The organism is Achromobacter sp. 10T422 (genome assembly GCF_056394065.1).
In genome coordinates this window covers 110,558-126,764 of record NZ_JBFTHD010000007.1, presented here as the reverse complement: position 1 = coordinate 126,764, position 16,207 = coordinate 110,558, and the positions used below count along the sequence as shown (strand labels likewise).

General features: G+C 57.0%; 15 protein-coding genes. 2 read left to right on the top strand and 13 right to left on the bottom strand.

Annotated features, from left to right (window positions below):
• Positions 1-2: 2 nt before the first annotated feature.
• The 7 genes from AC1DB0_RS19760 to AC1DB0_RS19730 all read right to left on the bottom strand — a co-directional run bounded on the left by AC1DB0_RS19760 (position 3) and on the right by AC1DB0_RS19730 (position 8,134).
• Positions 3-752, bottom strand: coding sequence for an HAD family hydrolase (locus AC1DB0_RS19760; RefSeq protein ID WP_476757485.1), 750 nt, complete (start codon positions 750-752; stop codon positions 3-5).
• Positions 749-2,791 (bottom strand): uridine kinase, encoded by a 2,043-nt coding sequence (locus tag AC1DB0_RS19755; protein WP_476757484.1) that lies wholly within the window; start codon positions 2,789-2,791, stop codon positions 749-751. Before AC1DB0_RS19755 ends, AC1DB0_RS19760 begins: the two co-directional genes overlap by 4 nt.
• The gene (locus tag AC1DB0_RS19750) at positions 2,788-3,393 is read right to left on the bottom strand and encodes a PI-PLC domain-containing protein (protein WP_476757483.1); all 606 of its coding nucleotides are present in this window, start codon (positions 3,391-3,393) and stop codon (positions 2,788-2,790) included. The genes AC1DB0_RS19755 and AC1DB0_RS19750 overlap by 4 nt, the downstream gene beginning before the upstream one ends.
• A complete protein-coding gene (locus tag AC1DB0_RS19745; RefSeq protein WP_476757482.1) occupies positions 3,390-4,088 on the bottom strand; it encodes a glycosyltransferase family 2 protein in 699 nt (232 codons plus the stop codon). Before AC1DB0_RS19745 ends, AC1DB0_RS19750 begins: the two co-directional genes overlap by 4 nt.
• The gene (locus tag AC1DB0_RS19740; protein WP_476757481.1) at positions 4,085-4,489 is read right to left on the bottom strand and encodes a GtrA family protein; all 405 of its coding nucleotides are present in this window, start codon (positions 4,487-4,489) and stop codon (positions 4,085-4,087) included. Before AC1DB0_RS19740 ends, AC1DB0_RS19745 begins: the two co-directional genes overlap by 4 nt.
• Complete coding sequence (locus AC1DB0_RS19735) at positions 4,486-6,156, bottom strand: NTP transferase domain-containing protein (protein ID WP_476757480.1); 1,671 nt, start codon at positions 6,154-6,156, stop codon at positions 4,486-4,488. Before AC1DB0_RS19735 ends, AC1DB0_RS19740 begins: the two co-directional genes overlap by 4 nt.
• 235 nt (positions 6,157-6,391) lie before the next feature.
• Positions 6,392-8,134 (bottom strand): hypothetical protein, encoded by a 1,743-nt coding sequence (locus AC1DB0_RS19730; RefSeq protein WP_476757479.1) that lies wholly within the window; start codon positions 8,132-8,134, stop codon positions 6,392-6,394.
• A gap of 264 nt (positions 8,135-8,398) precedes the next feature.
• On the opposite strand from AC1DB0_RS19730, the gene AC1DB0_RS19725 reads away from it, so the two are divergent.
• A complete protein-coding gene (locus AC1DB0_RS19725) occupies positions 8,399-9,634 on the top strand; it encodes a putative sugar O-methyltransferase (protein ID WP_476757478.1) in 1,236 nt (411 codons plus the stop codon).
• A 102-nt stretch (positions 9,635-9,736) separates the two neighbouring features.
• Here AC1DB0_RS19725 and lipA read toward each other — a convergent pair whose 3' ends face one another.
• A complete protein-coding gene (gene lipA / locus AC1DB0_RS19720) occupies positions 9,737-10,747 on the bottom strand; it encodes a lipoyl synthase (protein WP_342066395.1) in 1,011 nt (336 codons plus the stop codon).
• A gap of 306 nt (positions 10,748-11,053) precedes the next feature.
• Between lipA and AC1DB0_RS19715 the strand changes: the two genes are divergently transcribed.
• The gene (locus tag AC1DB0_RS19715) at positions 11,054-11,866 is read left to right on the top strand and encodes a substrate-binding domain-containing protein (protein ID WP_054421356.1); all 813 of its coding nucleotides are present in this window, start codon (positions 11,054-11,056) and stop codon (positions 11,864-11,866) included.
• Positions 11,867-11,942: 76 nt separating this feature from the next.
• Here AC1DB0_RS19715 and AC1DB0_RS19710 read toward each other — a convergent pair whose 3' ends face one another.
• The 5 genes from AC1DB0_RS19710 to AC1DB0_RS19690 form a co-directional block, all read right to left on the bottom strand.
• The gene (locus AC1DB0_RS19710) at positions 11,943-12,662 is read right to left on the bottom strand and encodes a tetratricopeptide repeat protein (protein WP_476757477.1); all 720 of its coding nucleotides are present in this window, start codon (positions 12,660-12,662) and stop codon (positions 11,943-11,945) included.
• Complete coding sequence (gene lipB, locus AC1DB0_RS19705; RefSeq protein ID WP_476757476.1) at positions 12,649-13,356, bottom strand: lipoyl(octanoyl) transferase LipB; 708 nt, start codon at positions 13,354-13,356, stop codon at positions 12,649-12,651. Before lipB ends, AC1DB0_RS19710 begins: the two co-directional genes overlap by 14 nt.
• A gap of 11 nt (positions 13,357-13,367) precedes the next feature.
• Complete coding sequence (locus AC1DB0_RS19700; RefSeq protein ID WP_006216435.1) at positions 13,368-13,640, bottom strand: YbeD family protein; 273 nt, start codon at positions 13,638-13,640, stop codon at positions 13,368-13,370.
• Positions 13,641-13,801: 161 nt separating this feature from the next.
• Positions 13,802-14,668: a D-amino acid aminotransferase gene (locus tag AC1DB0_RS19695; RefSeq protein ID WP_054420768.1), complete on the bottom strand. Its 867-nt coding sequence runs from the start codon at positions 14,666-14,668 to the stop codon at positions 13,802-13,804.
• 130 nt (positions 14,669-14,798) lie between these two features.
• Complete coding sequence (locus tag AC1DB0_RS19690; RefSeq protein ID WP_156336314.1) at positions 14,799-16,061, bottom strand: D-alanyl-D-alanine carboxypeptidase family protein; 1,263 nt, start codon at positions 16,059-16,061, stop codon at positions 14,799-14,801.
• Positions 16,062-16,207 lie beyond the last annotated feature (146 nt).

The following is a 16,207-nucleotide window of genomic DNA, read 5'->3' as shown; positions in this document are numbered from 1 at the left end:
GATCAAATCTTCCCAAGTTGAGCTATCAGGCGCCGCAGATCTGCGAATTCTCCAAATGCCGCATCTGGTGCACCCGTAGATGTGCCAACGGGCGTTCCAGAATGCACTTTCTGTAAAGTGACGGCGTTGATTGTCTCGCGCCCACCCTGAATATCATTGACTGGATTATCACCAATCATCCACACTATCTCACCCTTAGGGCGCATTTTTTCCAAAGCTATTTTGAAAGGGGCGACATGCGGCTTGTCGTAGCCGGCCTCTTCACTCGTGACTATATAGTCGAAATAATGATCCAGGCCAAAATAAACGACCTTTCTAAATTGAATCTGAGCAGTCAAGTCCGTAACGATAGCCGTAGGTATGCCTAGCAGGCGTATATCGTCCAGCAAGTCCTTGACCTCGTCGAACAGGATCGCGTTGCTGAGAAATGTCCGCCAATATGTCTGCTCAAAATCCAAGGCGAGCAACACCTGGGAGCCAAGACCCATTATCTCCAGCATACGCTGAAGATATAGAAGACGACTGTGTGAAGAAGCCGTATGCTTGAGGCGGAGTTTAATTTCCTCTCGAGCCTGCTTGAAAGCTACGTCAAACTCCTCCGGACGAATGGAAAATGTCGATACGACTTTTTCTCGTACAGCCTGCTGTGCCGCTGAGTGCGCGGGGTCGTACGGGTACAGTGTGTTATCCGTATCGAACAAAATTGCATCGGGAAGACGAGAAAATCGCTCCCGATTGTAGATTTTTATCATATAAAGCGCTTGGTCAATGCCTGTTGAATGTGGGCGAGCGTAATCAATTGCATGATGCCCGCCACACCGTCTACCCACTCCGCAGACGTATCGAGGAATTCAAATATATCAGGGCAAATAATTTTGGCCGCAAGTTCGATGTCTTTGCCAGTCGTTTCCCCCTCAATAGTCAGCACGACCTCGGCGCCATCTGAACTCGTAACCATGTCAACATGCAAGCCACAGATGCCGATCAGAGCGCGGGCTAATGAAATTTCACTTAGGCCCATTCTGGAACGCGCGACCAATTTCAAACGCAACGATTGCCCATCCGACGCATCAGCCAACATATTGGGGTGAATGGGTTTCAGGGAAAACAGCAAGTCCGCATGCGCTGCCTGCGGACGAATGAAGCGTTGCGAATCCGGCTCGCGACGCTCGAAAGAAGCAAGCACCCGCTCACGCGTGTGCCCGCGGATCTCGACGTCGCGCTTCAACTTCAAATATCGACGCAACTCTTCATCGATATCCAAGTAAACGCTAAGGTTGTAGCAACTGCGCAGTATTGGCAGGTACAAGGCATGCAGTCCGCTCGCAAATATAAAGTCATTGCTGTCTATTTTGAACGGCTTGCTCATTCGCCCCGATTTGTGATCGTAATGCCGCGACTGGATTGACTTCCCGTCTGTCAAGGCTACAAGATCATTTGCAAACGCCTCAATATCGTTTGCCATTGGGTTCAAATGCGTCATGACCTGCCACATCGGCCTTTGGCGGTCCCATAGATGATAATCATCACCGGACAGGGTTGCGACAGAGTGGACGCCAAAGAGCCCTTTCATGGCGTCAGAGTATGTATCTTTACCTGCGCCGGAATCACCGGCGATGCCAAGTACAAACGGTCGGCGGCTAAAGCGGAAGAAATCGTTCCGACTGACGCCTTCCCGCCAAATTCTCACAGCCAACACGACTCCTGTGGCAATAAGCGCGGTATGCACTATCGAGATTCCTCGCGGCAATAGTGCAAATACGGGAGTCCCGAACAAGGACTCAATGACATCCTTGGCGTTTATGTCGGCCAGCAAGCTGGTCGCGACATACAGGCAGGAGAAGAGGCAAACTAGTGCATAAGCGACTCGATCACTGCTTGCCTGGTACATGACGAGAAATGGCAATACCCACACGAACCAACCCGGCGCCGCCGGGGTCATGAGCACCGTCATTAGAAATGCAATACAAAGCATTGCACATAGCAAATCGAAGTTGAAACGCCGTACACGCCAAGCCGCATAAAGCGTAATCAGATAGACCAACGGCACTACATAGATGGTGACATCTCCACCCATGGGTATTGCCAGCCTATAGATCTTTGTAACTTCCGGATTGGATAAGATCATGGCCAGGCCGTCGCTGGACACCAGTATGAACGACAAGAGAAATAGGCAAATACCCAAGCCGAACGATTTCAGAAAATCCGGTAAGAATTTACGATGGGGCTGATTGTGAAGAAAATAGATGAGAAGGAAGGGGAGCGCAGCTGCCATGCTCAGCTTGGCTGAAATAGCTGCCGCCAACGCCACACCAGCAGCCCAGTTCAACCTCTGACGCATGCAATAGAGAGTCAAGGCCAATAGGGCAACCGGCACCAGATCGTTATAGCCAAGCCAATAGGTCGCCACCAGTGTGATCGGCGAAAGCCAATAGACCAATAACAGCATCCGATCACGGCCAGGGACGAGGCGTCGCAGAATTACCAACAGTGAGACATCAACGATCGTCAATGTCAACATGTACCCCGTGCTCACCTCGATATTGACAAGTTTGGCCAAAAGCGTCAGCGGCAAAAAAACCAGCCACATGACGTAGCCATACGGAAATGCCTCGGCACCGCCTGCTGCGGAGAGCCACAGTTGCCAAGGATCCAGATTCCATTGTGAGATGCTGGAGGACAGGAATGGCGCATACCATTCAGTCACCGGTCGCGGTGCCACCAAGGCCACCGCGGCAAGCCTCAATACCAATCCAAGCAGAAAAAGTGGATGGAGAAATAACGTCTTCATTGTTTGGCGAATGCGATTTTCCAAAGATCTGGACGTTTGGTGCAAACGGCTTGTGCGGCAATGCCTCTTTCCGTTAACAGAACAGCATAAGCCGGGATCTCGGTCTCAGCATCGCGCCCTTGCAACTCTGGTGAAACGATGCAGAGCCGGAACCCGGCGTCCTGCAGTTTTTTTGCATCGTCGCCAGAGAGCGGAAACTTTGTGAAGCAATCCACCCAGACCCAATCGACCTTCCCAGCCAAACTGAGCGCCGTATCGATGGATTCAAATTCAGAAACACGAACCGCACAGCGTCGCTCGCCCGCCTTTGCCCACTTCACCAAGAAGGGAAACGACTGATCGAGAAAAAAGAAATCGTCGATCCCATGGTCCCGCATTACAGAGATAAGTCGCGCTTCAAGTCCCTCTTCTTTGACGTTGAGAATCAGGGTCTTGTGACGATAAGCAGCAATCCACTTCAGAAAATCCGCACCGGGCACGAGTGCGTCATGGTGAATTATGAGCTGGTCACCGCGGCAACGAATATCTACCTCGACACCATACTCAGTTGGAGTCGAATTCAACTCTTGTAAGGCATTGCGACGATGCGCGATTAGAATCATAGCTTTCTCGATTTTTTCAGCTGCAAACTGAAGGTAACGGTTCGCTTAATGAACTTCATTTTTGCCGCCCAATTTATATTCCAATGAGACACCCCATGAGCTCGCTCACCGAATTTCACTGGAAATCGATATATTGGCATGCCGTGAACTTTGGCGGTATAAAACGCGAACAAGTCCAATGAAAAATCGTGGGGAGGCTGCTGCCAAGTTGCGAAGAAACTACGGTGAAACATATTGGGTTGTGCATTTATGTCCCACAGGCGAGTCCGCAGCAGCATGGTTTCAAATATGCTCATCCCAACGGTAAAGACCACGTCGGCAATGGGCCGGCCATAGCGGCTTCCCTTCACAAATATATCCTGACCGTGGAGCTCAAATAAGGCTAGACCACGCAATACATCGCACGGATCCGTCTGCATATCGGCATGCGTCCAGGCTAAGATTTCACCCTGAGCTGCGTGCAGCCCTTGCAGGATTCCGTACCCATATCCCTGGTTCTTCTCCACTCTTACACTACGGCAACCAGGATACGAAGGCAGCAATGACTCCAAGACCCTTGCACTGTCATCCGTTGACCCGTTGTCTACCAATATCACTTCAATATCGGAGTGCAAGGTCAACACCTTACAACGTTCCAACAGCAGCGGCATATTGGCCGCCTCGTTATAGCAAGGAATTACGAGAGAGAGCTTCATTTGAATTTGCCGCGAAACGGAGTACGAAACACAAAGAACTTCATGCCAATGAAGTTCAGCGCCGCCGAAACGCCCGTAGCGATGACAAAGGCAACTTGGACGGCGTGCGGGTTGGGAGTCATATGCGCAAGTGTGACACTGTTGATAATCACGTTCGCGCCCAAGGTCATTGAATAGAGCAGGATGAACCTCCACCAACTGCCTTTTGAAGACTCAACGTGGTTGAATGTCCAAAATTGATTTGCGATGTATGCAAATACAGTACCCGCGACAAACCCTATGCCTTTGGCAGCACCTAAGGGCAGTGGGCTCCAAACGAGAAGCGCGCGGTAGGTCAAAAAGTCAACCACCACAGTCAAACATCCCACTAACAAAAATACTGGCAGCTCTTTTTTGATCATGAATTTGGGCCTGGCAGCGCAGGCACCATGTTTTTATATTTCTCTTCAAGGGCCGCCAACTGAGCCCGAGCAACCCGGCGATCATCCACCAGCCGATATGGATGAGAGCTCCATTTGTGGAAACACGACTGCCAATATTCGAAGGTACGCAAATCGTTCGGGGTACCCCAGGATAGCAAGCTATCCACCACGAACATGCGGCAGTTCAGCCCTAGGTCGATCGCATCATTGATTGCCGAATCCAGATAGAATTCGCCGTTTATTCGGCCATTCCTTGCTTGCAGGCGTGCAACCACTGCCTGAAGATCCTCGGCTCTCCGAAATGTAAAATTCCCGATGACGATGGGATCCTTATCGGGTGACTCCAGGGGCTGTTTCACGGATATTGCCCGAATACATCCATCCAATTCGTCAATCCATCCGAACATCTGAGGATGGCGGACGGCATTTGCGTGCCCTCTTGCCGCCCAGACAACCACATCGGTCCGGGGATCTGACATGCACTGCTCTAGCGCACGAGCGTCATAAAGCACACCGTTATCGCACGCAGCGATAGTGATGGGTCCTTGGACATCTGCCACGGCCTCCAAAAGCGCGTCCACACCGATCTGGGCAGTGCAAGCCTGTCCTTCAGTAATCCCTTCCAACATGCAGATTATTCCGTCAGGGTATTCCGCCAACAATTCTCTTGCGATCCCTGTGTGGCCTGGCATATCCCGTCGCAGCACGAATACCTGATGCACAGACGGTGGCAGGTCATTTGCTGCCTGCAGAACCATCGCCTTTCCGGACACTGGTATAAGCGGCTTGGTTTCTACATAGCCCTCGTCGGAAAATCGCTTGCCCATTCCAGCCATAGGCATCACAACACTGCCAATTGGGATCATAGGCTCGGGAGCCGGCGCAACTAGCGTGCGAAAAGCAGCCGACCAATTCTTATATTCCGCGACATCTTGCGGGGTACCCCATTGCATGAAATGCTGAAGCGGATAAACGGCAATCTGCAATGAGCGATCCAGCAATGGCTTATAAGCCAAACTCACATAAAACTCTCCATTTACGTCGAGCTTCGCATCCATCGTTTCCTTGAATGCCTGCTTCATCAGCGCCCCACTGCGGAAATAATACGTTCCGCTGGACGCGTACTCATTCATGCGGTCTTGCGTGTAGGGCTGTTTCTCCTGGATGTCCAAAACCCAGCCATTTCTTTCACGCATATAGGCGTAGTTGGTGCTACCGAGCGTATGGGGATGGAACCCTTTATATGCAGGAACTATCCCATCGCAGCCTGTCTCATTCGCGAACTGGAGAAAGTTATGCCAATCCCAGTAGCACGTGAAATCACAATAATTCACAACCACTGGCAAGCCGTCGTCTATCAGTTCTGCAACTTGCCGAACCGCATGTATAGGACCCAACTTATGGGAAGGAATTCCGACGATACGACCTGTGGGGCAATAAGCCTTGAGTGTCGCCTCCATCGCATATTCCGAGTTGTCGAGGTGTTCCTGGTTGCAGATGAATAGGAAATCCGTCTCGCCAGGGAACATGTCAATGACATGAGCGACTATTGGCTTTCCATCGATCGGGATCAGAGGTTTGGGGAGCGAATAGCCTGCACGACGAAATCGTTCACCGAAACCGGACATGGGGATCACAATCTGCACGAAACACTCACTCTGGACTTTGGAGGAAGGGAGGCGGGGCACTGAAGGCTTTGACGCAGCGCGCCGCGAAGCACCGAAGCGCACAATTTTAGTGGAGAAGTGCTTGGACCGCCACGCGCCTTTCGCCTCCGGCATATCGAAGAAAGACCGATGCCGCAAGCCCCGCCGCCAGGCCCACGCCAACGTGGTGGCAAAGTCTCAAGGCGGGGCCTTCTTGATTTTTTCTTCTGAATCCTCAGCGTCCCAGCCACGCCAGGGCGGGGGGCGCGCCTTCAGACGCGGCGGTACGACCCACGACCACAGGAGCTTGGATCAGAATCTCGGCGGAGGCGATCTGCTCCATTGAAATTGGTACCGCGGCGTTCAGCATGAGAAAGGCACCGGCGGCAGACATGCGAGTCGAGCCAATCAATTCCCTGGAAGTTCCGTCCTTCAATATCAGAAGCACGCGGCCTGATACGACCTCCATTTCAGGAACCATTGGCTTAACCGCAAGGCCAATCGCTTGAACACTACGACCCGGAAGGTCAGGCACGGGAAGCTGAAGTTTGACACTACCCATTGCGTCCTGCGCGGCCGGAAAATTGAGAGGAGTCCCCCACGACAAACCAGAGCTCAATACGGTGCATCCTCGCTCAAAATACCACCCTAGAGGATTAATCGGAACGCAAACCGGCGCACCGCTTTGGATCAAGGGACCCATCGATTTCCAATACGACACGTTGAGCGCTGGAAATACTGGTTGCTGATTCAGACGCCCTGCCTGATCAACCCACCCCACCACAGCAAACCACCCAGTAAACAAGATGACCGCGAACCGGCTGCGGTTTGCGGTCAGTATAGTCGCGTCGGCTTGCAGAATATTCATAGACAAACCGGCGATGATCAGTATTGCACCGGAAACCGCGACAATCACATGCCGATATATACCTGGTCCAGGTAACTGATTCATGCTGGACGTCCAGCTGTCACTGAGCGCCACGGCGTTGATCAACATGTTAAAAACAATTGCCAAACCGCCTATAACTATCAACGAATTTGAGGGCCTTTTTCTAAAAACTACGACCAAGATCAAGATTATTGCCAGCAAAGCGCCCATCAAAATAAGGCCGTAAGCCCCGATAGGAATGAATGGCCCTGCCAAATAATTGCTTAAATAACCGAGCGCATACTTCAGACCAGCATACACCCGATCACCGAGACTTGTGGCGACTGCGGCAGCAAACGTGCCCTGATGCCTGCTGAGCAGCATTTGCAATGCTTGGGCACCACACATCACTACGGTCAGTCCGGCCAGCCATTGAAACCGACGGTTGCGGCTGATTAACGCGGCAATCAACAGTCCTGGTACGGTGGCCAACACTGCGGGTTTGGACACCACCAATATCGGCGCAAACCACGCCCACCACGGCACCCGCTGATCCTTTGGCGACGCGATAGCCCATGCCGACAGAATTGCCAAGAAAAAGGCAGCAAAGTAGGAAAAGTTTATGAACGTTCGAGTTTCAAAGTCCGACAGTATCAAAACTACCAAAGATGTCGCCAATCTCAGGCCATCACTTTGCACCACACGACGGAATGGGCGAAGGCAAAAGCTTCCTACCAAAGCACCTGTAAAAAGTACAGCCGCCCAGGAATAGGCAAATGAAATACTTGACGCCGGCAATGCGAGTATTTGGAAAAATTGGGCGATGATGCGTTGCGGCAGGGGCACGTAGCCAGCATCCGTGGCAAAAAGACGCACAAACAACGAGTCCGACCCGGCATTGACGTAGTAATTTGTTGCCATTTCCGCCCACATTTCCCCGCCCAGCAGGAGGGCGGGTTGCATGGCGATCAAATACACTACATATAGCGCGATGCACAATCCGAAGTAGAACTTGGGGATCCGATCCGGCAACATATCCAGATCGGAGTTACCGTCCCCAACGATAAAATTGCGGGTGCGAACGAGGCACTGCGAAAAACTTGTGTGCATGTGAAGGACAGCTGCTATTGAGAAGCATCTTTGTAAGACGAGATGAGACCACCGGCTCACTATGCCTGGGCGGGCGGGACTTCGGCACTACGGACGGGCCAAATTATAAGGTGTTGTCGCCCCGATAAACGACAACCGACACCCTCTCTGCCGACTCCGCGCCAACGCTTGGAAGGAGCCGCCTGGAGGCAGTAGCGACAGACGGTAGGAAGGACCTACGCGTGCTACGATTTGCCGCTGACGCCCTGCCACACACTTGCGAAGATGACAATTCTCGACAACTTCAAGGCTCTACTGCGCGCACCCAAGAAGAACGCACCAACTGGCCAAGGGCCGCTTGACGCCCAACAGCGTCGAGCACGTCATTTGCAGCGCAGCAACCGGCTCGAGAACTTTATTTGGCTGCTCAACCACCCGCCTGTAGCCTTGGCCCCGAAGCTTTCGACGCACCCAGGCGTCGACGCACCGGACGACAGGGCGCTCGTGATTCGGGTCATGACGGCATATCGCTCTGCAATGCGTCAGTTTTCGTCATCCGGAGGCGGTTGGGACGATTGGCATTTCAACCTGAAAAAACCCATCCACGAAGTTTTGGTCGGTGACGACGTAGAAGCCGCGTCCAAAATACTCCGAGATCCCGCTTCCAGTACTTTCTTTTTTGGATTCGATGCGGTCGCAAGCTCCCCCGCAGGAGAGCCCGAACCGCACCAATTGGTCATAGCCCGGTTGAATCAGTCTGCGAAATGGCAAGATCTGTATGCAATCTGGCTATGCGATGCTCTTGTCAGTCTTGCAGAGGCAGTTGGAGCCAGACGCATCAGCTATCCAGAAATCGACATGGACGCTAACTTAACCAGCGAAGCGCCTCCAATCGATATCGACGGCATTCTGAATGACATTGACGAGGCGCTGGGAATACAGCTCGCTTTTCCGAATCCATTTCCCAACGAATTGGGCCTCCCGTCTAAACGGGGAGTGATCGGCTTTCGTGCCCTGCAAGCGGTCTACCAAGGGTGGCGTATTGCACAGCTGGCCAATAAAAACAAAGATTTTCGAGTATTGGAAATCGGTGCAGGACTGGGCAGAACAGCCGACTTTGCCAGCCAGCTTGGAATTAAGCACTATTCAATCGTCGATATACCGCTGACAAGCGCCGCTCAAGGCTATTTCTTGGGGCGTGTACACGGTGCCGAGAATGTTGCATTGGGGGGTGAAAATTCACCGGCAAAATTCAAAATTTTGCCAAGTGTGGAATTTTCCCAGCACCATGAAAAGTATGACTTGATTGTCAACATCGATTCCTGGACTGAAATGCCCAGAAGCGTTTCCGAGATGTACTGGTCATTTTGTCGGCAAGCGACCCGCACGGTACTGTCGATCAATCACGAATACAACCCAAACACGGTGCGCGACTTGTATATTAAGCAGCCTGATGTACAGGCCACTCGACATCCTTATCCAATGAGGAGAGGATATGCTGAGGAAATCATATGTTGGTAATACGCCCTACCCGAAATGGATAAGGGTAATGGCTTCGCCAGCATGGTGCCCTGAAAAAAATCCTGGGTTCCTTAAGAAATACCATGCTGACTCGACCGCAGCTTAATTCACCCCAGCCGCATGCGCCTGTTCATCCGCATGGTAGGAAGACCGCACCATCGCCCCCACCGCCGCATGCGAGAACCCCATCGCATACGCCTCACGTTCAAACATCGCGAATGTATCCGGGTGCACATACCGCAGCACCGGTAAATGATGTTCCGACGGCTGCAGATACTGGCCGATCGTCAGCATATCCACGTTGTGTTCGCGCATATCCCGCATCACTTGCAGGATTTCCTCATCCGTCTCACCCAGGCCCAGCATCAGCCCTGACTTGGTGGCGACTTCGGGATGCAGCTTCTTGAACTCGGCCAGCAGCTTCAGGGAGTGCATGTAGTCCGAACCCGGGCGTGCCTGCTTGTACAGACGCGGCACGGTTTCCAGGTTGTGGTTCATGACGTCCGGGGGGCCGGCGTTCAGGATGGTCAGTGCGCGGTCCAGGCGGCCGCGGAAGTCGGGCACCAGGACTTCAATACGGGTCGTGGGCGACAGTTCGCGGATGTGCGTGATGCAGTCCACGAAGTGGCCGGCGCCGCCGTCGCGCAGGTCGTCGCGGTCAACCGAGGTGATGACCACATACGACAGCTTCAGCGCGGCGATAGTCCGCGCGAGGTTCTCGGGTTCTTTGGTGTCCAGCGGGTCGGGGCGGCCATGGCCCACATCACAGAACGGGCAGCGGCGGGTGCACTTGTCGCCCATGATCATGAACGTGGCAGTGCCCTTGCCGAAGCATTCGCCGATGTTGGGGCAGGACGCTTCTTCGCACACCGTGTGCAGGTTGTGCTCGCGCAGGATGCGCTTGATGTCGTAGAAGCGCGAGCCGGGCGCGGCGGCCTTCACGCGAATCCACTCAGGCTTCTTCAGGCGCTCGGCCGGAACGATCTTGATGGGGATGCGTGCCGTCTTGGCCTGCGATTTCTGCTTTTGCGTCGGATCGTAAACGGCTTCCGCGGGAGCGGCCGCAGCGGCGGATTCGTTCGAGGGGACAGGGGACTCGGCGAGCGTGGACATTGGGCACCTTCAAAACCGGTGCGCAAAGCGGCCCGGTCTGAGACAAAAAAGGCATTTTACCCTTCACCGCCCGAGTACGCCCGAAGGTGTGGGGCGTGGGGTCCGGAGCTTGGAGCTTGGAGCTTGGAGCTTGGGACTTGGGACTTGGGGCTTGGGGCTTGGGGCTTGGGGCGATGAGCGATGAGCGATGCGCGACGGGCTAGGGGCGCTGGGTGCCCGACGTGCACCCAGCGTCGGCGTCCCCCGCAGGCTGGGTTATCGTCTTGCCTGACCAATCCGCTGAAATCCCCCCTCTTTTCCGATCTGATGTCTCTTCTTCCCCCGCCCCGCCTCGTCGCCCTGATCGCCCCCCGCCTGGATACCGGCCCCATGAGCCGGGCCATTCAGGCGTGCGCGGAACGGTTGGCGCCCGAGGGTTACTTCCTGGCGGCAGGCCCCTGGCACGACCCCGCCATGCTGCCGCAGCTGGCCGCCTTGCAACCGGCCGCCGCACTCGTCATGGGTCCGCTGGACGAGCCGGCCTTGCGCGCCGGACTGGCTGCGCTGGAAATACCGGTGGTGGAAACCTGGAACGCCTCGGCGCATCCGCTGGACACCGCGGTTGTCATCGACAACGAAGAGGCGGGCCGGGCCGCTGCGCGCCATCTGGCCGAAAAGCGGCACGCCATGGTGGCTTGCATCAGCGCTGACAATCCGTGGGAACGCGCGCGGCGCCAGGGTTTCATCAGCGCGGCGGCCGGGCTGGGGCTGGATCGGGTGGCGGATATCGTGCAGCCCGAAGTGCTGCAGATGAATGACGGCCGCATGGCCTTCTTGCGCTTGCTGGCCACCAATACGATCTTTGACGCGGTGTTTTGCACATCCGACCTGCTGGCTGCGGCCGCGGTGTCAGAGGCGCACAACCGCGACTTGCACGTGCCGCAAGACCTGGCGGTGTTGGGGTTTACGGACGACGGCAGCGCCGCGCAATGGGCGCAGGGGCTGACGACGCTGGGCGTGGATGCCGCCGAGCTAGGCCGGCGTGCGGCGCAAGTGCTGCTGGACCGCCTGCAGGGCGAACTGGCGCCCGGCCAGCATCAAACGCTGGATGTCACGTTTGAGACGCGGCTGAGCACGTAATTGAACGCGGCTGAGCGCCTAATTTGATACGCGGCTAGGCGCGTGAGCGCCCGCCCCCTCACACCCGCCCGTCCCCTCACACCTCATACAAGGCCGGAAAGCCGCAATCCTGCAGCATCCTATTCGCCTCGTTCAAAAACGCCGGCGTTGACGTTTCCGGGACTCGAACCAGCCACTGCACGGCTTCTTCCTTCTTGCCGCGCAGCAGCAACAGCCGCCCCAGATGGAACATGCCGCGGAAGTCGCCGCCTTCGGCACAGCGCTGGTAGCAGTCGAACGCGCGTTGCATGTCTTGCTCGACCACGTCGCCCGCTTCGTAGAAGCGTCCGACCACGCCAATGGACTTCACGTGGCCCATCTGCGCGGCCTGCTGGTACAGCGCCAGCGCGGCGGCCTTGTTCTGCGTGACGCCGCCCCGGCCGCTGCGCAGCATGTGCGCGTAGTTGTACATGCCCCAGTCCAGGCCGCGGTCGGCGGCCAAGCGGAACCAGTAGGCGGCGACGGTATCGTCGGCGGGCACGCCCCAGCCGTTTTCATAACAACGGCCCACCATGTTGATGGCCATCGCGTGGTCTTTATTGGCGGCGCGCTTGAACCACGCCAGGCCTTCCGCGGGCTGGCGGTCAACGCCCACGCCGTCGAGCAGCATCTGGCCATAAATGGTTTGCGCCTCGACCAGCCCGAGCTCGGCCGCAGCATGTATCCAGGCGGCGTAGTCTTCAGCCGGCCCCTCGCGCAAGCGGGCCAGCTGTTCGGGCGAGGTCGCGGCGACGTCCACCGCGCTATACGTTTTCATGTTGATTCCCTCTGCGGCGCCAGGCATCCGCCAGATTCCGGGCCAGCGCATCGCCCACGTCGGTGGGCGTGCGCGTGACGCCACAGGCCGCCATATCGACGGTGCGCAGCCCTTCGTAACCACAGGGGTTGATGCCCAGAAAAGGCGTCAGATCCATCTGCACGTTCAGCGACACGCCGTGATAGGCGCGGCCGTTGCGGATCTTGATGCCCAGCGCGGCGATTTTCGCCAGCTCGCCACGGTGAGGATTCGAGGCGGGGTCCGAAGTGGGGTCCAACGCGGCGTTCGACGGGCAATCCACGGCAGGGTCCGGCACATACACGCCCGGCGCGCCGGGCTTGCGGCAAGCACCCGCCACGCCATGCTGGGTCAAGGTGTCGATGACCGCGTCCTCCAGCAGCGTGACGTATTCCTTCACATACATATCCACGCGGCGCAGGTCGAACAGCGCGTACGCCATCACTTGCCCGGGGCCGTGATACGTCACCTGGCCGCCGCGGTCGCAATGAACGATGGGAATATTGCCGGGGTTGAGCACATGCTGCGGCAAGCCAGCCTGGCCCAGCGTATAGACCGGCGCGTGCTCGCACAGCCAGATTTCATCAGGCGTATCGGCGCCACGCTGGTTGGTGTAAGCCTGCATGTCCTGCCAGACCGGCAGGTAGTCCGCCGGCCGAGCGAGCCACTTGATCACGGCAATTCCGATTACAGAACGATGGACACCATCGGATGACCGTGCAGGGCCTTGTACAGGTTGTCCAGCTGCTCGCGCGAGGTGGCGCGCACGATGAACGTCAGGCCCATGTAGTTGCCACCCTTGCTGGGGCGCATCTCGACGGTCGCGGCGTCAAAGCCGGGGTCGAATTGCAGCACGACGTCAGTCAGCGTCTGCGCAAACTCGGGATGCTGCTTGCCCATGACCTTGATGGGAAAGTCGCTGGGATATTCAATAAGCGATTCTTCGGGCGGAATATGCATGAGATTTACCTAGGGAAGTGGTTGCCCCTGAACGTTCTTATATGGGGGCAAGCTGCGCTCAGGCAAGTGCCGCCGGAACGACGGGCGGCGGTGATACCAGCCGCCCGGTGACTCGAACAACGGCGTCGCCTTGGCAGCGTCGCTTATCGGTTGCTGAGGGGTTACAGCGCCGCAATCCGGGCATCATAACCCGCTCGCAATTGCTGAAAAACAGGGCCGGGCTTGCCGGAACCGACGGGTTTGCCGTCCAGCGAAACAATCGCCAGCACTTCCTTGGTGGCTGACGACAGCATCAGCTCGTCGGCGGATTCCACCTCTGCCTGCGTGATGCGGCGCGCCTCGAACGGGATGCCGGCCTCGGCGGCCAGCTCGCCCATCAAGCCGTAGCGGATGCCTTCCAGGATCAGGTTGTTCTTGGGCGGCGCCAGCAGCTTGCCACCGGACACGACCCAGATATTGGTCGACGAACCTTCGGTCAGATAGCCATCGCGGAACTGCACGACTTCGTCGGCATCGGCATCCACCGCCTGCTGCTTGGCCAGCACATTGCCCAGCAGCGACACGGATTTGATCTCGCAGTGCAGCCAGCGTTCATCGGGAATGCTGATGGCGGCAAGACCTTGCGTGCGCTGCTCGGCAGAGGGCGGCGACCATGCCGAAATCATGCCGAACACGGTGGGCGTGACCGGCGTCGCCGGGAACTGGTGGTCGCGTTTGGCCACGCCACGCGTCACTTGCAGGTACACGATGCAGGTGTCGAGATTCGTGCGGGCCAGCAACTGCTCGATCAGGTTGATCCAGCCCTCGCGGTCAAACGGCTGCGCGATCCGCAACGCGGCCAGGCTGCGGTCCAGGCGGTTCAAGTGTTCGGCCATGCGGAACGCATTGCCTTGGTACACGGGCACGACTTCGTAAATGCCATCGCCGAAAATGAAGCCGCGGTCGAGGACGGATACTTTGGCCTCGTCTACACGCAGGAACTCACCATTGAGATACACCTGGCTTTCGCCCGGTACGCCCGGAATCATGAGGCACTCCTGAATTTTCAAAAGTAAGGGACGAACCGCCCGGTCCGCCCCAGAATGGAAAACGGGCGTTTCGCGCACGAAACGCCCGTTGCTAGCTTACACCTGCGGCGGCGCGCGTGGCGCGCTCCGCTTACTGGAACCAGCGCTTGACGGTGTCGACCATGCGGCCGAAGAAGCCGGCGCGTTCGACGGCGTCTTGCACCACCAGCGGTTCAGTGCGCAGCACCTTGCCATCCAGCGTGAATTGCAGCGTGCCCACTTGCTGGCCCTTGGCCAGCGGCGCGATCAGCGGGTCAGTGCGCTGCGCCACCGGCTTCAAGTCGCCAGCCTTGCCACGCGGCACCGCAATCGACACCGGCTTCGGCGGACCCAGCTTGACGTTTTCAGCAGTGCCTTCCCAGACGCGTGCGTCGATACCCGGCTGGCTCTTGTCGAACAGCTTCACGGTGTCGAAGTTCTGGAAGCTCCAGTTCAAGAGCTTCAGGCTTTCTTCGGCGCGCGTGGCTTCGCTGTCGGTGCCCACAACAACGACCAGGATGCGGCGGTCGCCGCGCACGGCGGTCGACACCAGGCAGTAGCCGGCCGAATCGGTGTGACCCGTCTTCATGCCGTCAACGGACGGGTCAGCCCACAGCAAGCGGTTGCGGTTGGGCTGCGTGATCTTGTTGTACGTGTAGCTCTTCTGCTTGTAGTAGTGGAAGAAGTCCGGGTGATCGGTGATCAGGTGCGACGACAGCGTGGCCAGATCGCGCGTGGACGTCATGTGCTGCGGGTCTGGCAGGCCGGTCGCGTTCATGAAGTGCGTGTTCTTCATCCCCAGACGTTCGGCTTCCTGGTTCATCAGCGAGGCGAAGGCGGATTCGCTGCCGCCGACGGCTTCGGCCAACGCCACGGACGCGTCGTTACCCGATTGCACGATCATGCCCTGGTTGAGCTCGTCCACCGTGACGGGCTTGCGCGGTTCGATGAACATGCGCGAGCCACCCGTGCGCCAGGCGTGTTCGGACACCGGAACGGTCTGCTCCAGCGTCAGGCGCTTTTCTTCCAGCGCGTTGAATACGACATAGGCCGTCATGATCTTGGTCAGCGAGGCCGGCTCAACCTTCATGTCGGGGTTGGACGCGGCCAGCGTCTGACCGCTGTTCACGTCGATGACGATCCACGCCTTGGCTGCAATGGTGGGCGCCGGCACCGCCGACACATCACCCACCGGCACCGCCCCCGAGGCCGTCGGCGCGGGCGCCGTGGCGCCTGCGGCGGCCGGAGCGGCTGCGGGCGCCGTTTGCGCCCAGACCGGCATGGAAGCCGCGAGCATCGCTGACAGCACCGCGCCAGACAACAGGCGGCGGGCAAACACAGCGGGGGATTGAGCGGAGTAAGGCAAATTCTTCATCGGCAACGTGGGTCCAGGAAAGACGCCCGCCGGCGCGGGGCTAATGGCTGACAATTATAGGCAGGCCATTGGACCGCCCCGGCCCGCCGGGGGTTCCTGCCGCATTTAAATCATGCAACCTGATGCAACCTGCGGCCTGGCCGCAA

Coding starts and splice junctions, on each gene's coding strand:
- AC1DB0_RS19760 (WP_476757485.1), bottom strand. CDS start 752: ATGATAAAAATCTACAATCGGGAGCGATTTTCTCGTCTTCCCGATGCA.
- AC1DB0_RS19755 (WP_476757484.1), bottom strand. CDS start 2,791: ATGAAGACGTTATTTCTCCATCCACTTTTTCTGCTTGGATTGGTATTG.
- AC1DB0_RS19750 (WP_476757483.1), bottom strand. CDS start 3,393: ATGATTCTAATCGCGCATCGTCGCAATGCCTTACAAGAGTTGAATTCG.
- AC1DB0_RS19745 (WP_476757482.1), bottom strand. CDS start 4,088: ATGAAGCTCTCTCTCGTAATTCCTTGCTATAACGAGGCGGCCAATATG.
- AC1DB0_RS19740 (WP_476757481.1), bottom strand. CDS start 4,489: ATGATCAAAAAAGAGCTGCCAGTATTTTTGTTAGTGGGATGTTTGACT.
- AC1DB0_RS19730 (WP_476757479.1), bottom strand. CDS start 8,134: ATGCACACAAGTTTTTCGCAGTGCCTCGTTCGCACCCGCAATTTTATC.
- AC1DB0_RS19725 (WP_476757478.1), top strand. CDS start 8,399: ATGACAATTCTCGACAACTTCAAGGCTCTACTGCGCGCACCCAAGAAG.
- lipA (WP_342066395.1), bottom strand. CDS start 10,747: ATGTCCACGCTCGCCGAGTCCCCTGTCCCCTCGAACGAATCCGCCGCT.
- AC1DB0_RS19715 (WP_054421356.1), top strand. CDS start 11,054: ATGTCTCTTCTTCCCCCGCCCCGCCTCGTCGCCCTGATCGCCCCCCGC.
- AC1DB0_RS19710 (WP_476757477.1), bottom strand. CDS start 12,662: ATGAAAACGTATAGCGCGGTGGACGTCGCCGCGACCTCGCCCGAACAG.
- AC1DB0_RS19700 (WP_006216435.1), bottom strand. CDS start 13,640: ATGCATATTCCGCCCGAAGAATCGCTTATTGAATATCCCAGCGACTTT.
- AC1DB0_RS19695 (WP_054420768.1), bottom strand. CDS start 14,668: ATGATTCCGGGCGTACCGGGCGAAAGCCAGGTGTATCTCAATGGTGAG.
- AC1DB0_RS19690 (WP_156336314.1), bottom strand. CDS start 16,061: ATGAAGAATTTGCCTTACTCCGCTCAATCCCCCGCTGTGTTTGCCCGC.